Raw genomic sequence first — 25,165 nt, 5'->3', positions numbered from 1 at the left:
CCTGGTGGGCCGAGCGCGGGGCCGGCGCACGGAAGGTGACGGTGCCCTCGTCGGGGACGAACCCGGGGGCGCCGGACGGGGCCGGGCCGGACTGGGCCGGGCCGGGCTGCGATCCGGCCGTCCCGGCGCCCGGCGTCGGGCGGCGGAAGACGAACGTGCCGCCGGAGACCACGTCCCCGCCGCCGGGGACGCCGCTGTCCTCCGGCTCCGCGGGCGGGATCGTCGCCATGCCGTCCGTGCTGGTCGACCGGCCCTCGGGCTGTGCCGGGGCGGGCGAGGCGGCCCGCGGGTCGGCGCCCTGCGGAGCGCCCCATGAGACGCGGCGGTCCTGTTCGCCGCCGAAGCCGGACTGGTGGGCGCGGTCCGCGCCCCAGGCGGAGGCCGGCTCGGAGCGGCCGCCGAAGGGGTCGGCCGGCGCGGGGTCCTCGTCGAAGAAGTGCGGGCCGGTCTCCTCGACGGAGGGCGCGGGCCCGCCGGACGGGGACGTGAGCGGCCGGCCGTCGGACGGCGCGGGCCGGCTGGTGCCCGGCACCCAGGAGGCGCCGTTCCAGTACCGGACGTATCCAGGGATGGAAGGGTCCGGGTAGTACCCCTCGCGGGGCCTGTCGTCGCCGGGGGCCGGGGTTGGGGCGCTCATGTCCGTCGTCCCGTATCTGCTCGGGGGTGGGATGGGGGACCACATTTATCAGACGCGCGCGTGAGCCAGGGCGGCTCTGGCCATACGGCCACCTTTCCGGGCAACCCCGTGCACGCTCTTCACACGTTCGAAACCGCCCGCCGGGGCCCGGCGCACACGGCCGACGGAAAAGTTCTCCGAACCCGCGTAATGGTTCCGGGTCCACGCCCTCTCCACTCGTACGGGCCCGCACGAAGGCCCGTACGACAGTCCGTGACGGCCCCCGGGGCCCGTCGCGGGTTCCGTTCCGAGAGGAGAACGTCATGCATCACACCGTGGTGGAACGCGAGCTGGAGCTGAAGCTCATCCTGTCGCCCGAGCGTGGCATCCCGGTCCCGGCCAGGCTCGGCTACCGCAGCGACGACCCGTTCGCCGTCCATGTCACCTTCCACATCAACTCGGAGCAGCCGGTCGCCTGGACGTTCGCCCGCGAGCTGCTCGTGGAGGGGGTCTTCCGGCCGTGCGGACACGGGGACGTGCGGGTGTGGCCGACGAAGGCGGAGGGCCGCAGCGTCGTGCTGATGGCGCTGAGCTCACCCGACGGCGACGCCCTCCTGGAGGCGCCCGCGGCCCAGGTCTCGGCCTGGCTGGAGCGGACGCTGCGGGTGGTGCCGCCCGGCTCCGAGGGCGAGCAGCTGGGCATCGACGACGCGCTGGCCGAGCTGCTCGCCCCCTCCCCCAGGCTCTCGCCCTCGCTGGAGCAGGGGGGACCGGTCCCGGCGGACGACGCGTGGCTGCGCGACCCGTGGCCGGGCGAGGAGACGGGGGACGCGGGTGAGTGAGCGAGGACCGTCGGCCCTCAGAACAGCTTGCCCGGGTTGAGGATGCCCAGCGGGTCGAACGCGGCCTTGACGGCGCGCTGCATCTCCACGCCCACCGGGCCGATCTCGCGCGCCAGCCACTCCTTCTTCAGCACGCCCACGCCGTGCTCGCCGGTGATGGTGCCGCCGAGTTCCAGGCCGAGGCCCATGATCTCGTCGAAGGACTCGCGGGCGCGCCGGCGTTCGTCGGGATCCGCCGCGTCGAAGCAGACCGTGGGGTGGGTGTTGCCGTCTCCGGCGTGGGCGACGACCCCGATGGTCAGCCCGTGCTTGTCCGCGATGCGTTCGACGCCCTCGAGCATCTCGCCGAGCCTGGAGCGGGGCACGCACACGTCGTCGATCATCGTCGTCCCCTTGACGGCGTCCAGCGCGACGAGCGCCGAACGCCGCGCCTGGAGCAGGAGTTCGGACTCGGCGACGTCCTCGGCGGGGACGACCTGTGTGGCGCCGGCCGCCTCGCACAGCGCGCCGACCGCGGCGAGGTCGGCGGCCGGGTCGGGGGTGTCGAAGGCGGCGAGGAGCAGGGCCTCGGTGGTCTCCGGCAGGCCCATACGGGTCAGTTCGTTGACGGCCCGGACGGTCGTGCGGTCCATCAGTTCGAGGAGGGAGGGCACATGCCCGCCGGCCATGATCCGGCACACCGCGTCGCAGGCCGCGGCGCCGGACGCGAACTCGGCCGCCAGCGCCAACTGGCGCGGCGGCTGCGGCTTCAGCGCCAGGATCGCCCGCACGACGATTCCCAGCGAGCCCTCGGAGCCCACGAACAGACGGGTGAGGTCGTACCCGGCGACGCCCTTCGCGGTGCGGCGGCCGGTGGACATCAGCCGTCCGTCGGCGAGCACCACGTCGAGTCCGAGGACGTACTCGGCCGTCACCCCGTACTTGACGCAGCACAGGCCGCCGGACGCGGTGCCGATGTTGCCGCCGATCGTGCACGTCTCCCAGCTGGAGGGGTCGGGCGGGTAGTACAGGCCGTGTTCGCCCACGGCCCGCGACAGGACCGCGTTGACGACGCCGGGTTCGACCACGGCGACGCGGTCCACGGGGTTGATCTCGATGATGCGGTCCATCCTGGTCAGGGACAGGACGATGCAGCCCTCGGTGGCGTTGGCGCCGCCGGACAGGCCGGTGCGGGCGCCCTGCGGCACGACCGGGACGCGCAGCTCGGTCGCCGTGCGCATCACGTGCTGGACCTCTTCGGCCGTGCGCGGCAGCACGACCACGGCCGGGGCGCCGGCCGGGCAGAAGCCCGCCATGTCGTGGGCGTAGGCGACCGTGACGTCCGGATCGGTGAGGACGGCCTCAGCGGGCAGGCCGGCCAGCAGGCGGTCGAGAAGGTTGCCCGTCACGTCGTCGCGCGGCGCTTCCAAACGGCTCATGATCACAGGTTCGCACTCGGGGCCATCGGTGTGAACCCCGCCCGGCGGACCCTTCCGCTGACGTCATCCGGTCGTCGTACCGACGCAGAGTGAACGCCATGGAGAAGGTCTCTCGGTTTCGTCGGCGGCTGCTCGTGGGCTCGCTCGTGGGGTGTCTCGCGCTGGGCGGCGGGGCGCTGATGTGTCTGTCCGGCGACGGGCCGGCCGGGCGGGCGCCCGTGGCCGCTCCCGGGGCGCAGGCGGGCTCGGCGGTCCGCGCGGGCACGCCGGCCGCGCTCGCGGATCTCGCGGAGCTGGTCGACGAGCGGGAGAGCCGGGTGCGGGCCCATCCGCGGGACGCGCGGTCGTGGGCGGTGCTCGGGGCCGCCTACCTGGAGCAGGGCCGGCGTACCGCGGACGTGGCCGCGCTGTACCCGAAGGCCGAGCGGGCGCTGCGGACCTCGCTGAAGGCGCGCCCGAGGAACAACGCCGACGCGCTCGACGGTCTGGCGGCGCTGGCCAACGCACGCCGTGACTTCCCGGCTGCCCTGGCGTGGGGTGAGGCCGCGCGCAAGGCGGCGCCGAAGCGCTGGACGACGTATGCGCAGCTCATCGACGCGTACACCGGGCTGGGCGACTACAAGAAGGCCCGCAAGGCCCTCGGCCGGCTGACGGCGCTGCACTCGGGGCCCGTCGTGCGGGCGCGGGCGGCGGGCGTGTACTGGGACCAGGGCCGGCGCGAGGACGCGCAGGCGGCGCTGGCGGACGCGGCGGCGGCCGCTTCGTCGCCGGCCGAGCAGGCGGCCTGGCTGGAGCGGGGCGGGGAGCTGGCGTGGGAGCGCGGCGAGCGGGAGAACGCGCTGCGGCACTTCCAGGAGGCGGTGCGGCTCGACCCCGACATGCGGGCCGCGCAGGCCGGGCAGGGGAGGGCGCTGGCGGCTCTGGGGCGGACGACGGAGGCGCTGAGCGCGTACCGGACGGCGCTGGCCGAGCAGCCGTCGCCGCAGTACGCGCTGGAGCTGGGCGAGCTGTACGAGTCGCTGGGGCTCGCCCAGGCGGCGCGGGTGCAGTACGACCTGCTGCGAACGCTGGTGCGGGAGGAGGCGGCGGGCGGGGTGGACGGGGAGCTGGTCCTCGGCCGGTTCGAGGCGGACCACGGGGATGCGGCCCGGGCGGTGCGGCGGCTGCGGGCCGAGTGGCGCAGACAGCCGGGGATCGCGGTGGCGGACGCGCTGGGCTGGGCGTTGCACCGGGCCGGGCAGGACCGGGAGGCCCTGAGGTTCGCCATGACGGCCACCGACCGGGTGCACGGGGGCGCGGTGCGCAGCGCGCCCTACGTCTACCACCTGGCCATGATCGAGCGGGATCTGGGCGCGGAGGGCCCGGCCCGGCGGCATCTGCGGGAGGCGCTGCAGATCAACCCGTACTTCTCGCCGCTGCTCGGACCGGTGGCCCGGGCGGCGGCCGGCCAGCTGGGCGACGAGCCGGCCCCCGCGGAACTGCCGTCCTGAGCGCGGGCCCGGGGCCGTCCTGGCCACCGGTCGCCGCTGCCGTCCCGCGGCGGCCGCCGCCGTCCTGGCGACTGTGTGTCGCGGGCCGCCCGACTACAGGTTGCCGCGCTTGGCCTGCTCGCGTTCGATCGCCTCGAAGAGGGCCTTGAAGTTGCCCTTGCCGAAGCCCATCGAGCCGTGGCGTTCGATGATCTCGAAGAAGACGGTCGGCTTGTCCTGGACCGGCTTGGTGAAGATCTGCAGCAGGTAGCCGTCCTCGTCGCGGTCGACGAGGATCTTCAGCTCGCGCAGGGTCTCGACGGGGACGCGGGTCTCGCCGGCCCACTCGCCGAGGGTGTCGTAGTAGGAGTCGGGGGTGTCGAGGAACTGCACGCCGGCCGCGCGCATCGTGCGGACCGTCTGCACGATGTCGTTGCTGTTGAGCGCGATGTGCTGGACGCCCGCACCGCCGTAGAACTCCAGGTACTCGTCGATCTGCGACTTCTTCTTGGCGATGGCCGGCTCGTTGATCGGGAACTTGACCTTCAGGGTCCCGTCGGCGACGACCTTCGACATCAGGGCGGAGTACTCGGTGGCGATGTCGTCGCCCACGAACTCCTTCATGTTGGTGAAGCCCATGACCTTGTTGTAGAAGCCGACCCACTCGTTCATCCGGCCGAGCTCCACGTTGCCGACGCAGTGGTCGACGGCCTGGAAGGTGCGGCGGGAGGGCGGTTCGACGATCGGGTCGGCGCTCGTGTAGCCCGGGAGGTACGGGCCGTCGTAGCCGGACCGGTCGACGAGGGTGTGGCGGGTGTCGCCGTAGGTGGCGATCGCGGCGAGGACGACCGTGCCGTGCTCGTCCTTGAGCTCGTACGGCTCGGCGATCGAGCGCGCGCCGTGCTCGACGGCGTAGGCGTGGGCGGCGCGGGCGTCCGGGACCTCGATGGCGAGGTCGACGACGCCGTCCCCGTGCTCGGCCACATGCCGTTCGAGGAAGTGACCCCAGGGGCCGGCGGCCTTGACGACGGAGGTCATGACGAAGCGGGCGGAGCCGTTGGTGAGCACGTACGAGGCGGTCTCGCGGCTGCCCGTCTCCGGTCCGGAGTAGGCGACCAGCGTCATGCCGAAGGCGGTGGAGTAGTAGTGCGCCGCCTGCTTGGCGTTGCCCACGGCGAAGACGACCGCGTCCATTCCCTTGACCGGGAAGGGGTCGGCCTGCCGGGCGGTGTCGGGAGTGTGGTGTGTGGTCTGCGTCATAGCCGAAGGGTCGCCCCGCTCGGCAAGGTGCGCAATAGTTCGCTTCATCACTGGGCAAGGTGTTCAGCGGCGGGGCGGTTTCGCCGGGCTTTCTGTACAGGATGACCATCTCGGAGGCGGGCGGTATGGCGATCGATCATCTGGACGGCCGGATCATCGTGCTGCTGGCCCGGGAGCCGCGGCTGGGGGTGCTGGAGATGTCCCGTCGGCTGGGGGTGGCCCGCGGGACCGCGCAGGCGCGGCTCGACCGGCTTCAGTCGAACGGAGTCATCCGGGGCTTCGGGCCGCAGGTCGATCCGGCGGCGCTCGGCTACCCGGTCACCGCGTTCGCCACGCTGGAGATCCGGCAGGGCCAAGGGGCCGATGTGCGGGCGCACTTGGGATCCGTGCCGGAGGTGCTGGAGCTGCACACCACGACCGGCAGCGGGGACATGCTGTGCCGGCTGGTGGCGCGCTCCAACGCCGATCTCCAGCGGGTCATCGACCGGGTCGTGGGCTTTGATGGCATTGTCCGGGCCTCCACCGCGATCGTGATGGAGAACCCCGTTCCGCTGCGGATCATCCCGCTGGTGGAGCAGGCCGCGGACGACCGGGAAAGGCCTGGCAGACCTGTGGGGTGAGCATCGTTGAGCTTCTGGGAGTACCTGGACGACCGGCGTCAGCAGCTCCTCACCGATGCCTGGCAGCACGCCGGTGTCGTCTTCCAGTGCATGGTCGCCGCGACCCTGATCGGGGTGGTGATCGGCGTCGTCACCTACCGCAGCAGCTGGGCGGCCGACCTGGCCACCACCTCCACCTCGACCCTCCTGACCGTCCCCTCGCTCGCGATGATCGGTCTGCTGATCCCGGTGGTCGGGCTCGGCGTGCCTCCGACGGTGATCGCGCTGACGCTGTACGGACTGCTGCCGATCGTGCGGAACTCCATCGTCGGACTGCGCGGCGTCGACCCCTCGCTGGTGGACGCGGCGAACGGCATCGGCATGTCCCGGCTGACGCGGCTGGCCCGGGTGGAGCTGCCGCTGGCCTGGCCACCGATCCTGACGGGGATCCGGGTCTCCACGCAGATGCTGATGGGCATCGCCGCGATCGCCGCGTACGCCTCCGGGCCCGGTCTCGGCAACGAGATCTTCCGCGGGATCGCCTCGCTGGGCAGCAAGAACGCCCTCAACCAGGTGCTCTCCGGCACGCTCGGGATCATCGTGCTGGCCCTGCTGTTCGACGCCGCGTACGTCGTCGTCGGACGCCTGACGATTCCCAGGGGGATCCGTGTCTGAGTCGCACGGCGCGTCGATCGAGCTGGAGAACCTCACCAAGCGGTATCCGGGCAACGCCGAGCCGTCCGTCGACGACGTCACCCTGGAGATCAAGGCGGGTGAGACGGTCGTCTTCGTCGGGCCCTCGGGGTGCGGGAAGTCGACCACCCTGAAGATGATCAACCGGCTGATCGAGCCGAGCGGCGGGCGGATCCGCATCGGCGGCGAGGACGTCACCGACATCGACCCGGTCAGGCTGCGCCGCAAGGTCGGCTACGCCATCCAGTCGTCCGGGCTCTTCCCGCACATGACCGTCGCGCAGAACATCGCGCTCGTGCCCAGGATGACCGGCTGGCCGAAGGCGCGGATCCGCGACCGGGTGGACGAGATGCTCCACCTGGTCGGGCTCGACCCCGGCGAGTTCCGGCACCGCTACCCGCGTCGGCTGTCCGGCGGCCAGCAGCAACGGGTGGGCGTGGCACGGTCGTTGGCGGCGGACCCACCGGTGCTGCTGATGGACGAGCCGTTCGGCGCGGTCGACCCGATCACCCGGGAACACCTCCAGGACGAACTGCTCCGGCTCCAGCGCGAGCTGCACAAGACGATCGTGTTCGTCACCCACGACTTCGACGAGGCGATCAAGCTCGGCGACCGGATCGCGGTGCTGCGCGAGCGCTCCCGCATCGCCCAGTTCGACACCCCGGAGGCGATCCTCACCCACCCGGCCGACGACTTCGTGTCCGGGTTCGTGGGGGCCGGAGCGGCGTTGAAGCGGCTCGACCTGAGCCGGGTGCGGGACGTGGAGATCACGGACTATCCGACGGTCACCGTGGACGATCCGCTGCAGACGGTCTTCAACCGGCTGCGGTCCTGCGGCAGGAACGAGATCCTGCTGCTGGACCGTCGGGGCCGGCCCTGCAAGTGGCTGCGCCGCGGGGACCTGATGCGGGCCGGGGGCTCCCTGGCACGGGCCGGGACCCCGGTCGGCGGCACGGTGACCCGCGACGCCACCCTGCGCGACGCGCTGGAGGCGGTGCTCACGGACAGCACCGGGCGGGTCGCGGTCACCGGGCGGCGGGGCGAGTACACCGGGGTCGTCGACATGGAGACGCTGCTGCACTCCGTCCACGAGCTGCTGGAGGCCGACCGGCTGGAGGCGCTGGCGGCGCGACACGCACCGGAGGAGGCCCGGACCGCGCAGACGCACACGCACACGCACCAGGAGGGGCCGGCCGGGAAGGCGCCGGTGTGAGCGCCTCCGAACTCGACGGCCGGCTGGACGACCCGCCGGACGACCCGCCGGACGATCTGCCGGGCGACCTGCCGGACAGCCTCCCGGGCACGTCGGCGCGGGAGAGGACGGAGCCCGCGTCCCGCCCGTCCGCTCCCCCACGGCGACGGCTGACCTGGCAGAAGCTGACCCTTCTGCCCGCCTTCCTGGTCGCGCTCCTGCTGGCGACCTGGCTGTGGTTCGAGCAGGCGGGCCTGGACACGATCACGGAGAACGCGCTCTCCGGCGGCCAGGTGTCCAAGGCGCTGTGGCAGCACATCCAGCTGACGGTGATCTCCACGTTCTTCGTGCTGGTCATCGCGATACCGCTGGGCATCCTGCTCACCCGGCGCAGGTTCCGCGGAGCGACCCCGGTCGCGCTGGCCCTCGCCAACGTCGGGCAGGCGACCCCGGCGATCGGTCTGCTGGCGCTGCTGGTGATCTGGCTGGGCATCGGCCGCCGGGCGGCCCTGGTCGGCATGATCGCCTACACCGTCCTGCCCGTGCTCTCCAACACGGTCGCCGGGCTGAAGGCGAACGATCCGACGCTGCTGGAGGCGGCCCGCGGGATCGGCATGTCCCCGTCCGGCGTGCTGTCCCGGGTGGAGCTGCCGCTGGCGGTCCCCCTCATCCTGGCCGGCGTCCGCACGGCGCTGGTGCTGAACGTCGGCACCGCGACCCTGGCGACCTTCGGCGGGGGCGGCGGCCTGGGCGTGCTGATCACGGCCGGCATCACCAACCAGCGCATGCCGGTGCTGGTGCTGGGCTCGGTCCTCACCGTCGCCCTGGCGCTGCTGGTCGACTGGCTGGCCTCGCTCGCCGAGGTGCTGCTGCGGCCGCGGGGACTGGAGACGGACGCATGAGAGCGGCGGGGTTCCTCGCCGGGGCGCTGCTGCTGACGGCCGGCTGCGGCCTGAGCAGCGGCTCCCCCATGGCCGACGACGTCTCGCCCGGCTCGATCGGACGGGGCGAGCCGCTCCGGGGGGCCCGGCTGACGGTGACGTCCAAGTCGTTCACCGAGAACCTGATCCTCGGCGCGATGATCGGCATCGCCTTCCGGGCGGCCGGCGCCGACGTGCTGGACCGCACCGGCATCCAGGGCTCCATCGGCAGCCGGGAGGCGGTCCGCAAGGGGGACGCCGACGCCATGTACGAGTACACGGGCACGGCCTGGATCACCTACCTGGGCAACAGCCGGCCCGTCCCCGACCCGCGGCGGCAGTGGCGGGCGGTGCGCGACGCCGACGCCGGCAACGGGCTGACCTGGCTGCCGCCGTCCCGGCTGGACAACACCTACGCGCTCGCGATGAACCAGGCGAACCATCGCAGGTACCGCACGAGAACGCTGTCGGCGGCGGCCGCGCTGTCCCGGTCGGACCCGGGCGCCGTGACACTGTGCGTGGAGGGCGAGTTCGCCAACCGGGCGGACGGGCTGCGGGGCATGGAGAAGGCGTACGGGATGGACGTGCCGGCGTCCCGGGTCACCCAGATGGACACCGGGATCATCTACACCCAGGCGGCGAAGGGGAGTTGCGCCTACGGCGAGGTGTACACCACGGACGGCCGCATCAAGTCGATGAAGCTGGTGGTGATGGACGACGACAAGGGCTTCTTCCCCCACTACAACGCCGCGCCCGTGATCAACTCCGGGACGCTGAGGAAGTGGCCGGCGATCGCGGGCCTGCTGGACCCGATCACCAGGAAGCTCGACAACACGGTGGCGCGGGAACTGAACGCCGAGGTCGACGTCGACGGGGAGGACCCGCACCAGGTGGCGCTGGAGTGGATGAAGGACCAGGGGTTCGTGACGTAGCCGCCGATCAGCAGCTGGGGACCGGGCCCTTGCCGTGTTCCATCGCGACCAGCGCCTCGACCGCGCCCTGGAGCGTGGTGACGGGGATCAGCCGCAGGCCGCCGGGCAGCTCGGACTTCGCGTCGGCGCACTCGTCCTTGGGCACGAGGAACACGGTCGCGCCGTCCCGCCTGGCGGCCTGCGTCTTCAGGGCGACGCCACCGACCGCGCCGACCTTGCCGGCGGCGTCGATCGTCCCCGTGCCCGCGATCGTGCGCCCGCCCGTGAGGTCGCCCCCGCTGCCGTCGCCGTCGAGCTTGTCGACGATGCCGAGCGAGAACAGCAGTCCGGCGCTGGGGCCGCCCACGTCGGCCAGCTTCAGCGTGACCTTGACCTTGTCGTCGCCGAGGTGCAGGTACTTCAGCGCGGCCTCCGTCGCCGCGTCCTGGGACTGCCGCATCTGCTCGGTGTTGTGCTGCTCGATCTCCTTGGTGCTCTGCCCGCTGGGGTAGACGGAGTCGCGCGGCATGATCGCCTGGTCGGTGCGGAACCAGCCGTCGATCACGTCGGGGAGCCTGACGTCGGTGTCGGGGTTGGTCGCCTCGATCGTCGTCATCCGCAGCTGCCCGCTCGTGTGCCGGGTGGGCGCGCCGGAGATCGTGATCACCTCGGCTCCCTTGTTCTCGCCCAGGACGTTCGCCGTCATGCCCGGCTGCGCCACCGAGAACGGCAGGGGCGCGAAGGCGGCCGTGGCGAGCAGCGCCACGACGGGCAGCGCACAGACGGCGAGGGCCTGGGGGCGTGAGAGGCGTGAGAGCACGGAGTCAATCTAACGCGGCGAAGCCCCGCTCCCGTGGCCGCCCGCCGGTCAGCGCAGGGCCTCGGCCACTTCCCGGGCCGCGTCCACGACCCGCTGGCCCACCCGCTCGGGCACCGCGTCCGCGAGCATCACCACGCCCACGCTGCCCTCGACGCCGGTCACGCCCAGCAGCGGAGCGGCCGCACCGCTCGCGCCGGCCTCCAGTTCCCCGTGCGTCAGGGTGTAGCCGGGCTCGTCCGCGGTACGCGCCGTCTTCTGCCGTGCGGAGAGGATCGCCCGGCCGGCCGCCCCCCGGTCCAGCGGATGCCGGAACCCGGCCCGGTAGGCCACGTGGTAGTCCGTCCAGGACGGCTCGACGACGGCGACGGCGAGCGCCTCGGTCCCGTCCACCAGCGTGAGGTGCGCGGTCGCCCCTATGTCCTCGGCCAGCGAGCGCAGCGCGGGCAGCGCGGCCTCCCGCACCAGCGGATGCACCTGACGGCCGAGCCGCAGCACGCCGAGGCCGACCCGGGCCCGGCCGCCCAGGTCGCGTCGGACCAGGGCGTGCTGCTCCAGAGTGGCGAGCAACCGGTACACGACGGTCCGGTTGACGCCCAGTTTGTTGGACAGCTCGGTGACGGTCAGCCCGTGGTCGGTATCGGCCAGCAGCTTGAGTACCTTCAGCCCTCGATCGAGCGTCTGGGAGGTCTCCGCGGTCACGACGCCCACTCCTTAAGTGGTGAGGTCGGCGGCCCTCCGTCGCGGCGGATGCGTCACCGAGTCCCGTCAGTGACGCGCCACAGAGGCCGCCGATCGACAGACGGGTCCGGCGTGTCCGGGCCCGGTCGCTTCACGGCTGCGCTCCGCGGCGGCGCTGCCACGGGGCGTGTGCGTAGCGGGACAGTAGCGAAGCAGGTTCGCTGAGCGGAAGGCTCCGTCCAGAATCCGGTCAGTGGCCGGTGGGGACTTCCTGCATTTATCCCGATACGTACGGAGCGCGGCCCAGGCGCGCGCGCCCCTGCCGGGGGGGGCGGGGAGAAGGCGGGGGACGGGGGCCGGAAGAAGGCGGGGGAAGGGGGCGCGAGCGGGTGGGCTCGATGCGGGTGGGCGGAGAGGACCGTCCGGTGAGCGGTGTCGTGGCACTCGCGCCGGACGCGCGGCGGCTCCCACGCGCCGGGGACGCCTCGGTGCCGGGTCCCCCGGCCCGTCGCCGGGCCGTCGGCGCAGGGTCCGTGGACCCCTCGGGACCCGTCGCCGGGCCGTCACCGCATCCGGGTCGCCCACTCCTGCACCTTGGCGATCCGCTGCCGCAGCTGTCCCGCCGTCGCCTCCGCGCTGGGCGGGCCGCCGCACACGCGCCGCAGTTCGGTGTGGATCACACCGTGGGGCTTGCCGCTCTGATGGACGTACGCGCCGACCATCGTGTTGAGCTGCTTGCGCAGCTCCATCATCTCCTTGTGCGAGACGACCGGCCGCCGCTCGGCGGGCAGTTCGAGCAGGTCCGCCTCGGTGTCCGGCTTCTTCCTGCTGTGCGCGATCTGCTTGGCCTGCCGCTTCTGCAGCAGCAGCTCCACCTGGTCGGGTTCGAGCAGTCCCGGAATGCCGAGGTAGTCCTGCTCCTCCTCGCTGCCCGGGTGGGCCTGCATGCCGAACTCGGCCCCGTTGTACATCACCCGGTCGAAGACGGCCTCGGACTCCAGCGCCTCGAAGGCGAACTGCTCCTGCTCGCCGGTGTCCTCGTCCTGCTCCTTGTTCGCCTCGTCCATCTCCTTCTCGGACTCGGCGTACGGATCCTCCTCACCCTCCTTCCTCGGCTTGTCGAGGGCGTGGTCGCGCTCGACCTCCATCTCGTTGGCGAAGGTGAGCAGGTCGGGCACGGTGGGGAGGAAGACGGAGGCGGTCTCGCCGCGCCGCCGGGACCGCACGAAGCGCCCGACGGCCTGGGCGAAGAAGAGCGGGGTGGAGATGGTGGTGGCGTACACCCCGACCGCGAGGCGCGGCACGTCGACGCCCTCGGACACCATCCGCACCGCGACCATCCACCGGTCGGTGCTGCCGCTGAACTCGTCGATGCGGTTGGACGCGCCGGTGTCGTCGGACAGGACGACGGTGGCCTTCGAGCCGGTGATCTCCCGGATGAGCTTGGCGTAGGCGCGGGCGGAGTCCTGGTCGGAGGCGATGACGAGCGCGCCGGCGTCCGGGATGGCCTTCCTGACCTCGGTGAGCCGCTGGTCGGCGGCGCGCAGCACGCTGGGCATCCACTCGCCGCGCGGGTCGAGGGCGGTGCGCCAGGCCTGGCTGATCGCGTCCTTGGTCATCGGTTCGCCGAGCCGGGCGGCGATCTCGTCGCCGGCCTTGGTCCGCCAGCGCATGTTGCCGCTGTAGGAGAGGAAGATGACGGGCCGGACGACGTTGTCGGCGAGCGCGGACCCGTACCCGTAGGTGTAGTCGGCGGCGGACCGCCGGATCCCGTCGTTGCCCTCCTCGTACGTCACGAAGGGGATGGGGTTCGTGTCGGAGCGGAACGGCGTGCCGGTGAGCGCGAGGCGACGGGTCGCGGGTTCGAAGGCCTCGAGACAGGCCTCGCCCCAGGACTTGGAGTCACCGGCGTGGTGGATCTCGTCGAGGATGACCAGCGTCTTGCGCTGCTCGCTGCGGTTGCGGTGCAGCATCGGCCGCACGCCGACGCCCGCGTAGGTCACGGCGACGCCGTGGTAGTCCTTGCTGAGCGGCCCGGCGCTGTACTCGGGGTCCAGCCGGATCCCTATCCTCGCGGCCGCCTCCGCCCACTGCTTCTTCAGGTGCTCGGTCGGCGCGACCACGGTCACCTGCTGCACCACGTGGTGGTGCAGCAGCCAGGAGGCGAGGGTCAGCGCGAAGGTCGTCTTGCCGGCGCCGGGGGTGGCGACGGCGAGGAAGTCGCGCGGCTGCTCCTGGAGGTACTTCTCCATCGCTCCCTGCTGCCAGGCGCGCAGCTTGCTGGCGGTGCCCCAGGGGGCGCGGCCGGGAAAGGCGGGCGACAGGTGGTGGGAGGAGGAGCTGGTGGCGGCGGTGATGGTCACGGTCTCCGGGTTCGGGGTCGAATCAAGAGGGTCCGCGCGAAGCGCGTCGGAAGGGCGGCAGCGGGTGACGGGCGGACGGGCGGGCGGCGTTTCGTCGACGGGCGACTCGGTGGACGGGGGACTCGGCTGTGTATGACAACCGGGCCACCCTACCGGCGGCCCGCCCGTGCCGACGCGCGAACGACGCGCGGTCGCCCGTGGTTGGGATCCAGGTCACAACGCCCGCAGCGGCCGCGCGATCGCGGGGATCCCGGACTCCACGCCCGACGCCACGTCGATGACCAGGTCGGACGTCGTCGTACGCGACCGTGCCGAACATCCTGGCCCTCGGCCGGTGCACGGCGGAGGTGAGGAGCCCGCGCGCCCGCGCCTCGGGCGCCCGTCCACCGAAGGCGACCCCCGCGGATCCCGGCGACCTCGGCGACGGTGAGATGGCGGGTGGGCCCGGAAGCCCCCGGTGCCGGGTGACCGTTCACTCCCCCGGCCTCCGCAGCAGGTCCGCCTGGGCCTGCGCGAGCCGCTCGGCCTCCGCGCGCACGCGCGCCTCCTCCGCCCGCAGCAGGTCGCGTACGGCGTCCAGCGCGATGTCCTCGGGCCCGCCGACCGGTGGCGTCGGCGAGATCGTCCAGGACGCGGCCGAGGGACTTGCACGTCACGGATGTCGCTCGTGCAGGCGGGTGGTCACCCAGGCTCCCAGGAGGGCCACCGTGGCCATGGGGAAAAAGACGGCGGCGAAGGCGGCGGGATGCGAGGCGCCGTCGGCGGCAGCGGCCGTCGTCGCGTGCGCCACGCTCCCGCCGCCCAGCGCGGCGAACGCGGCGCCGCCCACGGCCAGCAGCAGCACGTTGGACAGTCCGTCCGAGATCTGGAGGGCGGCCGAGTTGGCGCCCGCCTCTTGCGGGGCGGACAGCTTCAGCAGCAGCACGCTGGTGGAGGAGATGACGAGCCCCATCCCGAAGCACCCGAAGCCCCAGGCGACGGCGACCGTCCAGGCGGGCACGGCGGGCAGCAGCACACTGGGCGCGGCGGCGATGGCGGCGGCCGCCAGCACCATCCCGAGTGCCATCAGCCGCTCGCGGTACGGCTCGGCCCAGGTCCGCGACTGCAGCCATGACCCCAGGGCCCAGGTGCCGCCGCCGGCGGCGAGCGAGAACCCGGCCAGGGTCGGGCTCAGCCCCCGCTGCGTCACCAGCATCAGGGGCACGAAGGACTCGGCGGCGATGAAGGACCCGGCGGCCACACCGCGCAGCAGCACCACGGAGGGCAGGCCGCGGGCGGCCCGCCAGGTGCCGCGCGGCAGCAGCCCGCGCACGGCGGGCACGAGCAGCGCGAGCCCCGCGGCGGCGGGCACGGCCGAGACCGGCCGCAGATCCTGGGCGGCGTACTGCAGGAGCCCCGCGCCGAGGGAGATGGCGAGGGCGAGCCGGATCCGCCGCCGGTCGAAGGGCGGGGCGACCGTCCCTTCCACGGGTCCGCTCGCCCGCCGGCGTATCTGCGGCAGGGCCAGCGCGAGCGGTCCGACGACGAGGACGGGTATCCCCAGGAAGACCCACCGCCACCCCAGATGCTCGGTCACCGCGCCGGCGGCCAGCGGCCCGACCACGGACGGCACCACCCAGCAGGCGGCGAACGCGGCCATGATCGCGGGCCGCAGCCGCTCCGGATAGGCCCGTCCGACGACGACGTACAGCGCGACGATCACCAGCCCGCCGCCGAGTCCCTGCACGGCCCGCCCCAGGATGAACACCCACATGGCCTGGGCGCTCCCCGAGAGCAGCAGCCCCGCCGCGAAGGCCCCGATCCCGCCTCCCAGCGCCCCGAGCGGTCCCCGCCGGTCCGACAGCTGCCCGGCGAACACCATTCCGAACAGACTCGTCGTGAAGTACCCGGAGAACGCGAACGCGTACACCGACACCCCGTCGAGGTCCCGCGCCGCGACCGGCATGGCGGTCCCCACGGCCGTCGCCTCGAAGGCGATGAGCAGCACCACGGAGACGATCCCGACGGTGAGGGCCCGATGGGCCCGCCCCAGGACGGTCCCGTCCTCCTCGGGTCTCACGGCGCGGGACAGGACTTCGTCTGCGACACCGGTGTCGCGGGGTTCGAGGGCGGCCATGGTCGTCAGCGTAAGGGGCGTCACCGACATCGGCCCCTGTCGGAGGGCGGGTTCGCGCCCGGGACCTTGGTCCTACGACCACGGCCGTGCCGCCCGCTTCATGAACGGCGTGTGGCAGTCCCGTTGCGGCCCCGGCGCAGCCCTTGAACCCCTTCCCGCCCGGCCCGTACGGTCGGCGTACCAAGTCCGGACGGGGCGCACCACGAACCCCCTTCCCGACCCGGCCGTGTGCCCGAGTGGCTTAGGGACTCGCCTGCAAAGCGAGTTACGCGGGTTCGATTCCCGCCATGGCCTCGATCTCGCTCTGCCCTACCGGGCGGCGCGCAAGGGCGGTTCCCCTCGGGGGGCCGTCCTTTCGCGTGTGCGGGGACGGTTGAGGGGGCGTCAGCCTGCTGGGCAGCGGCCGTCGGTCGGGCGGCGGACTGACGTGGACCGCGGCCGCGGAGGCGATCGCGGCGGCCGTGGCGAGTGCGGTGACGACTTCCGCCGCACGCCGGGCGCCGGTTCTGTGCTTCCTCAGGGGGCGCCTCGGATCGGACCGTGCCCGGTCAGGCGGGCAGGCCGCCGCCCGTCTCGACGTCGAACACCGGGCCGCAGGACGTCGGGTCGACCGCGGCCAGGGTGCGGCACATCGTGTCGGCGAGCCGGTCGTAGGCCTCGGTCAGCGCGTGTACCGCCTCCAGGGCGCGCTCGCGCCGGATCAGCCAGAAGGTGAAGGCCAGGGTCGAGATGTCGGCGTTGAGCGGACGCAGCCCGAGGTCCGGCTCGCTCCAGGTCAGCACCGCGCCCGTGGCGCCGTCCAGGACGAGGCAGGTGTCGGCCGGCAGGCTGCCCAGCCGGATCAGCCGGTCGGCGCCGGCCGGGAGCCGCTGCTCCGTCAGGGCGTCGCCACGGACGTCGGCGCGGTACTCGGCGAGGGTCTGCAGTGGTGTGTCCGTCTCCAGCGAGAACCGGCAGACCTCCTCCGGCAGGCCCTGCTCGCGCAGGAAACGGCGGGTCGGGGCGTGCGTGAGCGTCCTCGGGAGGTCGACGTCCTCGAAGCGGACGACGGCGCCGGAGCCGAACTCCTCGTCCAGGAGACGGGCGGGCAGGTCAAGCGCCAGGCCGGATGTGGTGCAGGGGCCGGCCGCCAGGGCCAACGGGCGGACCACCGCGCCCAGCTGCCGGAAGAGGCCGGATCCGCCGGACCCGCCGTTCGAGCTCTGCGCGCGTTCCGTGCCGCCCGCGCCCGCCTCGAACACGGCCAGCAGTCGCCGCGTGGCCTCCGCCCTCGCCCGCGGGGCGAGCCGGCCGGCGTAGGAGGCGAACTGGCCGCGCAGGGCCGCCAGTTCGTCCGCCGCCGTCGCGAAGCGCGCCAGCTTCTCCAGGGAGGGGGCGAGCGGGCGGGCGTCCATCCGGTCGGGGTGGGCGTGCAGGAAGTACGTGGCCGAGATCTCGCCCCTCACTCCGTCGAGCAGGACGGCCGAACGGCCCTCCGGGTCACCCGCGGCGCCGACGACCGTGCGCGAGCGGTCCGTGTGCGAGCGGTCCCTGTGCGAGCGGTCCGTGTACGGCAGCGCGAACGGCAACAGGCCGCCGTCCACTGGCAGTCCGTGCAGGTGTGCCAGGCCGGGGCCGGTCGGCCAGTGGTGTGTCGGCAGTTGCGTGGCGTACGGGTTCAGCTCGTCCTCGGTGAAGATGATCGTCGGTGTGGCCGTCGTCGTGGCGGTGGTGGTCCTGGTCGTGCCCATCGGTCCCCCGTGCGGAAAGTTGCGTGCGCCGTCCCACTGCTCCGCAGCCTATGCGGACCCACTGACAACGGCGGTGACCGGCGACAGCGCCCGGCACCCGACACCCGGCACGCCCGACACCGGTCCCGCACTGAAGACGTCGGGACGTGCCCGAGAGTTCCCCCGACGGAGCCTCAGGTGAAGTAGATGCCGCCCAGCACCACGGCCACCGCCGCCGCCACGAACAGCAGGATCCAGGCCAGCAGCTTGCCGAGGCCCGGCGGGGGCTCGTAGCGCTGTCCGGGGTCCGGATCCGGCTCGCTCATCGGTCCGTCACCACGGCCGCCTGCGGCCTTATCGGCAGCCGGTTCACCGGGCGGCCCGTCGCGGCGCGCACGGCGGAGGCGATCGCCGCGGGCGAGGTCACCACCGGGACCGCGCTGGCCGCCTTCGCTCCGAACGGCGCGACCACGTCCCGCTCCTCGACCAACTTGACGATCCTGATGTCCGGGGCGTCCAGGGCCGTGGGCAGCGCGTAACCGGTGAGGTCGGGGTGGCGGATCAGGCCGCGCGGGGTGCGCAGGTTCTCCGTGAGCGCGATGCCCACGCCCTGGGTCACGCCCGCCTCGATGCGCGCGGTGAGCTGCGCCGGGTTCAGGATCCGGCCGACGTCCTGGGCGACCGCCAGTTCGACGACCCGCACCGAGCCCAGTTCGATGTCGACGTCGACGACCGCGCGGATCGCGCAGAAGGCGAGACCGACGAAGGCATCGCCCTGGCCGGCCGCGTCCAGGGGCTCGGTGGGATGCGGGCGGCACTGTGCCGTCGCCCACAGCTCCTTGCCCCGCATCTCCTCCGTGACGGGCGTCGACAGGACGCCGTCGTAGGAGGTGATCTTTCCGTCGGTGATCTGCAGCAGTTCCGTGGACATGCCGAACTTGTGCGCCAGGGGCTGCAGGAGCTGGGTGCGGACCATCTTCGCCGCGCGTTCCACCGCGCCGCCCGAGACCCATGTGTGGCGGCCCCGGCAGCCGGGACCCGCGGGGGGCTGGTCGGTGTCCACGGGGGCCACGTGCACCTCGTCGACGCCGAGCGTCTCCTGGACGATCTGGCGGGCCAGCGTCGTGAAGCCCTGGCCGGTCTCCACCGCCGCGCACAGGACCGTCGCGACGCCGTCCTGGACCTTCACGGTCGCCGTGGAGACCTCGTCGGCGCCCTCCGCGCCCAGCATGTGCACCATGCCGAGGCCGTAGCCGACACCCCGGCGGACCGCGCCCGGTTCGCCCGCGCCCTCGGGGCCGCCGGGCAGCAGCCAGTCCTCCTCGGGCGTGTCCTTGGGGAGCGCCGGAAGGGGGAACTCCTGGACGGCCTGGAGGAGTTCGGCGACGGGCGCGGGGCAGGTCACCGTCTGGCCGGTCGGCAGGACGTCACCGGTCGCCATGACGTTGCGCAGCCGCAGCTCGGCGGGGTCGACGCCGAGCTTCTTCGCCAGCTTGTCCATCTGCGCCTCGTAGGCGGCGCAGACCTGCATCGCGCCCTCGCCGCGCACATGGCCCGACGGCGGGTTGTTCGTGCGCACCGCCCAGCCCTCGATGAAGGCGTTCGGGACGACGTAGGGGCCGCAGGCGAAGGAGACGGCGGCGGCCAGGGCCTCGGCGGAGGTGTCGGCGTAGGCGCCCGCGTCGAGCAGGATCTGCGCCTCCACCTTCACCAGCCGCCCTTCGGCGTCGGCGTGGTGGCGGTAGCGCAGGAGCGTGGGGTGCCGGTGCACGTGGCCGAGGAACGACTCCTCGCGGGTGGCCGTGAGCTTGACCGGGCAGCCGGTCTTCAGGGCGAGCAGCCCGAGCGGGAGCTGGAAGCCCTGGTCCTCGCGGTCGGCGGTGGCGCCGGGCACTCCGGTGACGACGATCTTCACGCGTTCGGGTTCGAGGCCGTAGCAGGCGGCGGCCGTGTCCCGGTCGGTGTGCGGGTCGGTGGACGCCAGGTAGAGCTCCACGCCGCCGTCGGGACGGGGCACGGCGAGGCCGGCCTCGGCGCCGATCGGGGCGGGGTCTGCGCGGCCGATGCGGTACTGGCCCTCGACGACGATCTCGCCGGTCGCGGCCGGGTCGCCGTGGTGCAGCGGGATGTGCCGGATCAGGTTGCCGTCGGGGTGCAGGGCCTCGGCCTCGAAGGCCTGCTCGGGGTCGATCACCGGGTCGAGCACCTCGTACTCGACGATGACGGCGGCGGCGGCCATCCGCGCGGTGTCCGGGTGGTCGGCGGCGACGGCCGCGATGGGCTCGCCGTGGTGGCGTACGACGTCGGAGGCGAACACCGGCCGGTCGGCCGTGCCGCGGCCGTGCAGGGCGCGGCCGGGGACGTCCTCGTGGGTGACGACGGCCCGTACGCCGGGCATCTCCCGCGCGTGGGACGTGTCGACGGACAGGATGCGCGCGTGCGGGTGCGGTGAGCGCAGCACGGCCGCCCACAGCAGGCCCTCGGCCCACAGGTCGGCCGCGTACGGGAAGGTGCCCTCGGTCTTCGCGCGGGCGTCGGCGGGCTGCAGGGAGGCGCCGATGCCGTGCGGGACCGGCTCGGGGGGCGGGGACGCCTCCACGGGGCTCGTCGCGACGACTGCTTCGTTGCTCACGCCTGGCCTCCGTCCTGGCCCTGCCCGTACGCGGGGTCGTGCGGGTGGGGCTGCGCCGGGTTCTCGAAGGCCGACACGTGGACGCCGCCCCCGCCCGGGCCCGCCTGGTGGGGGATACGGGCCTCGTCGCCGTCCGTCTCGGCCTCCGCGGCGGCGTGCGCCTCGCGTTCGGCCACGACGTCCTGGACGGCCCGCAGGACGCCCCGGTATCCGGAGCAGCGGCACAGGTTGCCGCACAGGGCCTGCCGGGCCTCCAGTTCGGTGGGCGCCGGGTTGCCCTCCAGCAGGTCGTGGACGGTCATCGCCATGCCGGGGACGCAGAAGCCGCACTGCACGGCCCCGCACCGGGCGAGCGCCCGCTGCACGTCGGAGGGCTGTCCGTCGACGGCGAGGCCCTCGACGGTGCGGATCTCGCTGCCGGCGGTGGTGACGGCCGGGACCAGGCAGGAGGCGACGAGCCGGCCGTCCACCTGGACGTTGCAGGCCCCGCACTCGCCCTGCGAGCAGCCGTCCTTGGCGCCGGCGAGGCCGAGGCGCTCGCGCAGGACGTAGAGCAGCGACTCGCCGATCCAGGCGTCGGCGACGGGCCGGTCGGAGCCGTTGACGCGCAGCACGTAGGCGGCGAGGGGGTGTTCCTCGTGGAACGGCGGCAGGGCGTCGTCGGGGGCCTCGGCGGCGTCGGCGCCCGCCGGGGCCTGCGGGTCCCCGTCGGCGGCGTCGGGCTCGGTGGCGGTTCCGGGGTCGCCCGGGGTGTCGTCGACGGCCGGGGCGTCCTCGGGGGCGTCGGCCGGGGCGTGGGCGTCCGCGGGCGCGGCGGTGGGCGCCGGGCTCGGCTCGGCGGGGCCGTGGGAGGCCTCCGCGGGCTCGTGGAGGGACTGCCGGGCGTGGCCGGGGTCCCCGGCGGGCTCGACGCTCCCGTCGGCCTCGGCGGCCCGTCGAGCGGCCTCCGGGGGGCCGTCCGGGGCCACCGTGTACGCCTCGGGGGAGATCTCCGGGGCGTACGTCCCGGAAGTGTGCGGCTCGCTGTGCTCGGGGGCACGGCGAGGGTCGTGTTCCGCTGCCGCGGGGTCGTGGGGCGGCGCGTGCCCGGCGCTGCCGTGCGGGGGCGTGTGCTCCGGCGCGTGGCCGAACGGGGGCCGGTCCGCGCTCTGTGGGCCGGCCTCGTCGGCGTGCGGCCCCCAGGGCCCCTCGGCAGGGTCGGGCGCGCCGGTCGCCCAGGGCGCGGCCGCGCCGCCGGGCAGGGTGGCGGGGGGTGTGCCGCCCCACTGCTCGACCAGGGACGACGTGGTGAACTCGCCGGACTCGTCGGGCAGGTCGCCGCCCGCGACGGGGATCGACCACTGGCCGGTCACGTCGTGGCCGGAGGTGTGCGCGGACTGCGGTGCGCCGGGGGGCGCCGAGGTGTCGTCGAACGTCCACTGGCCGGTGGCGCCGGGGTGGTACGTGAACCGGTCGTCGCCGACCGTCTGCGGGGTGCCCTGCGGGGCGGGCCAGTCACCGGCGCCGGCCGGGGCGGCCCAGGTCGCGGAGGCGTCCTCGGGGGGCGCGACCGCTATCTGCGGCGGCACGTACCCGTGGCCCGGCGCGGCGAGCGGACTGTCGCCGCGGGCGGCCAGGAAGGCGTCGATGCCGCCTTCGGGGAGCTTGACGAAGGCGGTCGCGCCGTCGTCGTAGTCCCCCTGGGGCAGCGGGTCCCAGCGGCTGCCGCCCTGCGGCGCGCCCTGGTCCTGTCCGTTGTCCTGTCCGTGTCCGGGTCCGTGCTGGTCGTCGGTCACGACAGCGCCCTCCCCAGTGCTCGTCGGGCCAGCGCGGCGACGGTGCGCCGCAAGTGCAGTACGGCGGGCGGAAGTTCGGGTACGGAGCCGTCCACGCCCGGCGTCGGGTCGGGGATGCAGGCGGCGGCCACGTACTCCCCGAAGGCGGTCAGGGCCTCCGGGACGATGGTGCGGCTGTTGTCCCAGTCGATCAGCCGGGCGACCCACTGCTCCGCCTCCAGCGGACGCAGCGGCATCGGCGCTATGGCGCCGACGGCGCATCTGACGCCGCGCCGGGCGGGGTCGAGGACCAGCGCCACGGAGGCCACCGCACGGCCCGGACCCGTGCGTCCGGTGGCCTTGAGGAAGACCTGCGGGGCGTGCAGCAGCGGCACGCGCACGTACCCGATGAGTTCGCCGCCGCGCAGCATGTCCATGCCGGCCAGCAGGTGCGACACGGGGATCTCCCGGCGGGCTCCGCCCGGGCCCGCGATGATCAGGATCGCTTCCAGCGCGGCCAGCACCGGCAGCGCGTCGCCCGTGGGGGCGGCCGAGGCGATGTTGCCGCCCAGGGTGCCCGCGTTGCGGATCTGCGGCGGTCCCGCGGCGCGCGCCGCGGCGGCGAGCGCCGGGATGAGGGCGGCGAAGTCGGGACGGCCCATGCGCGCGTGGGTCAGTCCGGCGCCTAGGAGCGCGTGGCCGTCCTGGTACTGCCAGCCGCGGATCTCGCTGATCCGGCCGAGACCGACCAGGGCGGTGGGCCTGAGCTGCCCGGAGTTGACGGCGGCCATGAGGTCGGTGCCGCCGGCCACGGGCACGGCGGCGGGCATGGCGGCCAGCGCCGCCACGGCCTCGTCCAGTGTCGTGGGCAGCGTGACGGCCTGCGCCGCCTGCGGTGCGTGCGTGCTCAAAACCGGCTGCCCCTTCCCGCTGCCCCACCTGGTCCCACCTGTGTTGCCGTACGGTACGTGCTGACAGGGCGGACGTGGCAACTCTGGCACATGTTCGCCACACCAGAACGCGGGGGTCCGCTAGGAGGCATTCGCCCACGCCATCCGGGAGATGGTCCGTTTTCGCACGGCATCACCGGTGTGCGCGAATTGCCACTCTTCGGTGACCCTGCCGGGGTTTCTCCCCGCACGCTCGCGCGGCCGACGGGCATCACCGGTTCGGGGGCGGACCGTCGATCGGACGCCCGAGGACGCCGGGCCGCCGCTGCCACGGCCGGGGCCCGGACGGCGGACGGTAGCCGACGCCCAGGGCGTCGAGCCGCTCGTAGTGGGCCTCCATCCGCCGCTCGAAGCCGGCGAAGTCGCGCTCCGCCGGTACGGGCAGGCCGCTCCAGGCGACCTCCGCGAAGGCGGCGAGCCGGGGGAACGCCTGGTAGTCCACGCGCGTGTGGTCCTCCATCGCCTCGGTCCACAGGTTGGCCTGCGCTCCCAGCACGTGCCGCGCCTGCCGGGGCGTCAGCTCCGGCGGAACGGGCTCGAACCGGTAGACGTCCTCCAGGGTGCGCACGTACCCGATCGGCACGGGCTCGTCCGGGCTGTCGTGCTGGCGATGGTCGAGGTACACCTGCTGCTCGGGGCACATCACGACGTCGTGCCCGGCCCGGGCGGCGGCGATCCCGCCGACGTAGCCCCGCCAGGACGACACGGTCGCCCCCGGCGCGAGACCGCCCTCCAGGATCTCGTCCCAGCCGATGAGGCGACGCCCGCGCGCGGAGAGCCACTTGTCGAAGTGGCCGATGAACCAGGACTGCAACTGCTCCTCGTCGGCGAGCCCGAGTTCCCTGATGCGCGCCTGCGCGGCCGGCGAGGCACGCCACTCGTCCTTGGGGCATTCGTCGCCCCCCACGTGGACGAACTCCGACGGGAACAGCTCCAGCACTTCCTCGAACACCCCCTCGTAGAAGCGCAGGGTGTCCTCGGTGGGGGCGAGCACATGGGGACTGATCCCCCAGGTGTCCCACACGGAGAGGGCGCCGCCCGCCTCTCCGGAGGCGGAGACGACGTCGGTGTTGCCGAGTTCCGGATACGCGGCGATCGCGGCCTGCGAGTGGCCGGGCACGTCGATTTCCGGGACGACGGCGATATGCCGTTCGGCGGCGTAGGCGACGATCTCCCGGATGTCGTCCTGGGTGTAGAAGCCGCCGTGCGGTTTCTCGTCCCACAGGGGCGAGGCGCGATGGCCGAATTTCGTGCGCGTCCGCCAGGACCCGATCTCGGTCAGCCGGGGGTGCCTCTTGATCTCCACGCGCCAGCCCTGGTCGTCCGTCAGATGGAAGTGGAAGACGTTGAGTTTGTGCGCGGCCATCAGGTCCAGATAGCGCAGCACGCCTTCCTTGGGCATGAAGTGCCGTGCCACGTCGAGCATGAGACCGCGCCAGCCGAAGCGGGGGGCGTCCTCGACGGTGATCTCCGGCAGTTCCCAGTGCCGGCCGGGGTGCAGCGGGGCCCGGCGGAAGGCGTCCGGGCCGAGCAGCTGCCGCAGGGTCTGCGCGCCCCAGAAGACGCCGGCCGCGCTGCCGCCCGCGATCACCTGGTCGGGGCCGCCGAGGGACAGCCGGTAGCCCTCCGGGGGCAGCGCGGGGTCGACGGCCAGCAGGATGCGCCGCTCGCCGTCGCCGTGGCCGGCCAGGGGAAGACCGGTCGCCGCGCCGACGGTCGCCCGCAGCCAACGCGCGACGCCCTCGGTGCCGGGTCCCGCCTCCAGCCGGGTCCGCGCGTCCAGGCGGCCGTGGCCGCCGCGGCCGCCGTGGTTCCGGGTGAGGCGCCGGGGCGCCGGAATGAGATCCATGATCAGTCCCTGACCGCTCCGCCCGGTCCGCGGACCGGCCGTCGCTGTGCGAGTACGAAGAAACCAGAACCGGAAATAGCCGTGACCGTGCGGCCCGCCTCCGCAGAAAGCGCGTACACCTCGTTCCGCCGCCCTGCGCGGCCTTCCACAGTGCTTCCCGAAGGCCTCCCGAAGGGCTTCCGAAGGGCTTCCGAAGGACTTCCCGCGGGGCCTGCGGAACCGCTTTCCGAGGCTTTTGGGGCACGCGGACCGGAAGGACGGCGAGAAGGCGCCGCGGGGCCCCGGAACATGATCGGCGAGGCCGTCCCGGAGGGGAACCCGAAGGGAACCGGAACGGGAACCGGAATACGCGACAGCGGCCGCCGAGGCGATCG

General features: G+C 73.6%; 20 protein-coding genes and 1 tRNA gene. 8 read left to right on the top strand and 13 right to left on the bottom strand.

Going from position 1 to position 25,165, the window contains the following annotated elements; all coding sequences use genetic code 11:
- A partial coding sequence (locus BG482_RS35830; RefSeq protein ID WP_141746697.1) for a DUF2510 domain-containing protein occupies nt 1-637 on the bottom strand: 637 nt, incomplete at its 3' end.
- Nucleotides 638-939: 302 nt separating this feature from the next.
- On the opposite strand from BG482_RS35830, the gene BG482_RS35825 reads away from it, so the two are divergent.
- Nucleotides 940-1,458, top strand: a complete 519-nt coding sequence (locus BG482_RS35825) for an SsgA family sporulation/cell division regulator (protein WP_069773394.1) — start codon at nt 940-942, stop codon at nt 1,456-1,458.
- 17 nt (nt 1,459-1,475) lie between these two features.
- Here the strand turns inward: BG482_RS35825 and BG482_RS35820 are convergent, their stop codons facing one another.
- Complete coding sequence (locus tag BG482_RS35820; RefSeq protein WP_069773393.1) at nt 1,476-2,882, bottom strand: FAD-binding oxidoreductase; 1,407 nt, start codon at nt 2,880-2,882, stop codon at nt 1,476-1,478.
- Between the two features lie 92 nt (nt 2,883-2,974).
- On the opposite strand from BG482_RS35820, the gene BG482_RS35815 reads away from it, so the two are divergent.
- A complete protein-coding gene (locus tag BG482_RS35815) occupies nt 2,975-4,366 on the top strand; it encodes a lipopolysaccharide assembly protein LapB (protein ID WP_069773392.1) in 1,392 nt (463 codons plus the stop codon).
- A gap of 93 nt (nt 4,367-4,459) precedes the next feature.
- Here the strand turns inward: BG482_RS35815 and hppD are convergent, their stop codons facing one another.
- Entirely contained in the window at nt 4,460-5,605 is a 1,146-nt protein-coding gene (hppD, locus tag BG482_RS35810) for a 4-hydroxyphenylpyruvate dioxygenase (protein ID WP_069773391.1), read from the bottom strand.
- A gap of 125 nt (nt 5,606-5,730) precedes the next feature.
- On the opposite strand from hppD, the gene BG482_RS35805 reads away from it, so the two are divergent.
- The 5 genes from BG482_RS35805 to BG482_RS35785 all read left to right on the top strand — a co-directional run bounded on the left by BG482_RS35805 (nt 5,731) and on the right by BG482_RS35785 (nt 9,941).
- Nucleotides 5,731-6,225 (top strand): Lrp/AsnC family transcriptional regulator, encoded by a 495-nt coding sequence (locus BG482_RS35805; protein ID WP_176741552.1) that lies wholly within the window; start codon nt 5,731-5,733, stop codon nt 6,223-6,225.
- A gap of 6 nt (nt 6,226-6,231) precedes the next feature.
- Complete coding sequence (locus BG482_RS35800) at nt 6,232-6,879, top strand: ABC transporter permease (protein WP_069773390.1); 648 nt, start codon at nt 6,232-6,234, stop codon at nt 6,877-6,879.
- On the top strand, nt 6,872-8,110 hold the full coding sequence (locus tag BG482_RS35795; protein ID WP_069773389.1) for a betaine/proline/choline family ABC transporter ATP-binding protein: 1,239 nt from the start codon (nt 6,872-6,874) through the stop codon (nt 8,108-8,110). The genes BG482_RS35800 and BG482_RS35795 overlap by 8 nt, the downstream gene beginning before the upstream one ends.
- Nucleotides 8,111-8,178: 68 nt before the next feature.
- Nucleotides 8,179-8,991 (top strand): ABC transporter permease, encoded by an 813-nt coding sequence (locus tag BG482_RS35790; RefSeq protein WP_069773397.1) that lies wholly within the window; start codon nt 8,179-8,181, stop codon nt 8,989-8,991.
- Nucleotides 8,988-9,941: a glycine betaine ABC transporter substrate-binding protein gene (locus BG482_RS35785; RefSeq protein WP_069773388.1), complete on the top strand. Its 954-nt coding sequence runs from the start codon at nt 8,988-8,990 to the stop codon at nt 9,939-9,941. The genes BG482_RS35790 and BG482_RS35785 overlap by 4 nt, the downstream gene beginning before the upstream one ends.
- 7 nt (nt 9,942-9,948) lie before the next feature.
- On the opposite strand, the gene BG482_RS35780 is transcribed toward BG482_RS35785, so the two are convergent.
- From BG482_RS35780 to BG482_RS35765, 4 genes are all read right to left on the bottom strand, one after another.
- Nucleotides 9,949-10,740, bottom strand: a complete 792-nt coding sequence (locus BG482_RS35780; RefSeq protein WP_069773387.1) for a PDZ domain-containing protein — start codon at nt 10,738-10,740, stop codon at nt 9,949-9,951.
- A 48-nt stretch (nt 10,741-10,788) separates the two neighbouring features.
- Nucleotides 10,789-11,439 (bottom strand): IclR family transcriptional regulator, encoded by a 651-nt coding sequence (locus BG482_RS35775; RefSeq protein ID WP_069773386.1) that lies wholly within the window; start codon nt 11,437-11,439, stop codon nt 10,789-10,791.
- Nucleotides 11,440-11,981: 542 nt separating this feature from the next.
- Nucleotides 11,982-13,781, bottom strand: a complete 1,800-nt coding sequence (locus BG482_RS35770) for a DEAD/DEAH box helicase (protein ID WP_069773385.1) — start codon at nt 13,779-13,781, stop codon at nt 11,982-11,984.
- A 652-nt stretch (nt 13,782-14,433) separates the two neighbouring features.
- On the bottom strand, nt 14,434-15,897 hold the full coding sequence (locus BG482_RS35765; RefSeq protein WP_069773396.1) for an MFS transporter: 1,464 nt from the start codon (nt 15,895-15,897) through the stop codon (nt 14,434-14,436).
- 222 nt (nt 15,898-16,119) lie between these two features.
- Between BG482_RS35765 and BG482_RS35760 the strand changes: the two genes are divergently transcribed.
- A tRNA-Cys gene (locus tag BG482_RS35760) sits at nt 16,120-16,191 on the top strand.
- 254 nt (nt 16,192-16,445) lie between these two features.
- Here BG482_RS35760 and BG482_RS35755 read toward each other — a convergent pair.
- The 6 genes from BG482_RS35755 to BG482_RS35735 all read right to left on the bottom strand — a co-directional run bounded on the left by BG482_RS35755 (nt 16,446) and on the right by BG482_RS35735 (nt 24,791).
- The gene (locus BG482_RS35755; protein WP_069773384.1) at nt 16,446-17,627 is read right to left on the bottom strand and encodes an SUKH-4 family immunity protein; all 1,182 of its coding nucleotides are present in this window, start codon (nt 17,625-17,627) and stop codon (nt 16,446-16,448) included.
- A 173-nt stretch (nt 17,628-17,800) separates the two neighbouring features.
- Nucleotides 17,801-17,932, bottom strand: a complete 132-nt coding sequence (locus tag BG482_RS45570; protein ID WP_256096584.1) for a hypothetical protein — start codon at nt 17,930-17,932, stop codon at nt 17,801-17,803.
- Entirely contained in the window at nt 17,929-20,238 is a 2,310-nt protein-coding gene (locus tag BG482_RS35750; protein ID WP_069773383.1) for a xanthine dehydrogenase family protein molybdopterin-binding subunit, read from the bottom strand. Before BG482_RS35750 ends, BG482_RS45570 begins: the two co-directional genes overlap by 4 nt.
- A complete protein-coding gene (locus tag BG482_RS35745) occupies nt 20,235-22,013 on the bottom strand; it encodes a 2Fe-2S iron-sulfur cluster-binding protein (protein WP_069773382.1) in 1,779 nt (592 codons plus the stop codon). Before BG482_RS35745 ends, BG482_RS35750 begins: the two co-directional genes overlap by 4 nt.
- Complete coding sequence (locus BG482_RS35740) at nt 22,010-22,903, bottom strand: xanthine dehydrogenase family protein subunit M (RefSeq protein WP_069773381.1); 894 nt, start codon at nt 22,901-22,903, stop codon at nt 22,010-22,012. The genes BG482_RS35745 and BG482_RS35740 overlap by 4 nt, the downstream gene beginning before the upstream one ends.
- 250 nt (nt 22,904-23,153) lie before the next feature.
- The gene (locus BG482_RS35735) at nt 23,154-24,791 is read right to left on the bottom strand and encodes a beta-N-acetylhexosaminidase (RefSeq protein ID WP_069773380.1); all 1,638 of its coding nucleotides are present in this window, start codon (nt 24,789-24,791) and stop codon (nt 23,154-23,156) included.
- Nucleotides 24,792-25,165: the final 374 nt, after the last annotated feature.

Origin of the sequence: Streptomyces sp. LUP30 (genome assembly GCF_001746365.1) — a bacterium.
In the GTDB taxonomy this organism is placed as follows: Bacteria; Actinomycetota; Actinomycetes; order Streptomycetales; family Streptomycetaceae; genus Streptomyces.
This window is presented reverse-complemented; position numbering and strand designations above follow the sequence as displayed.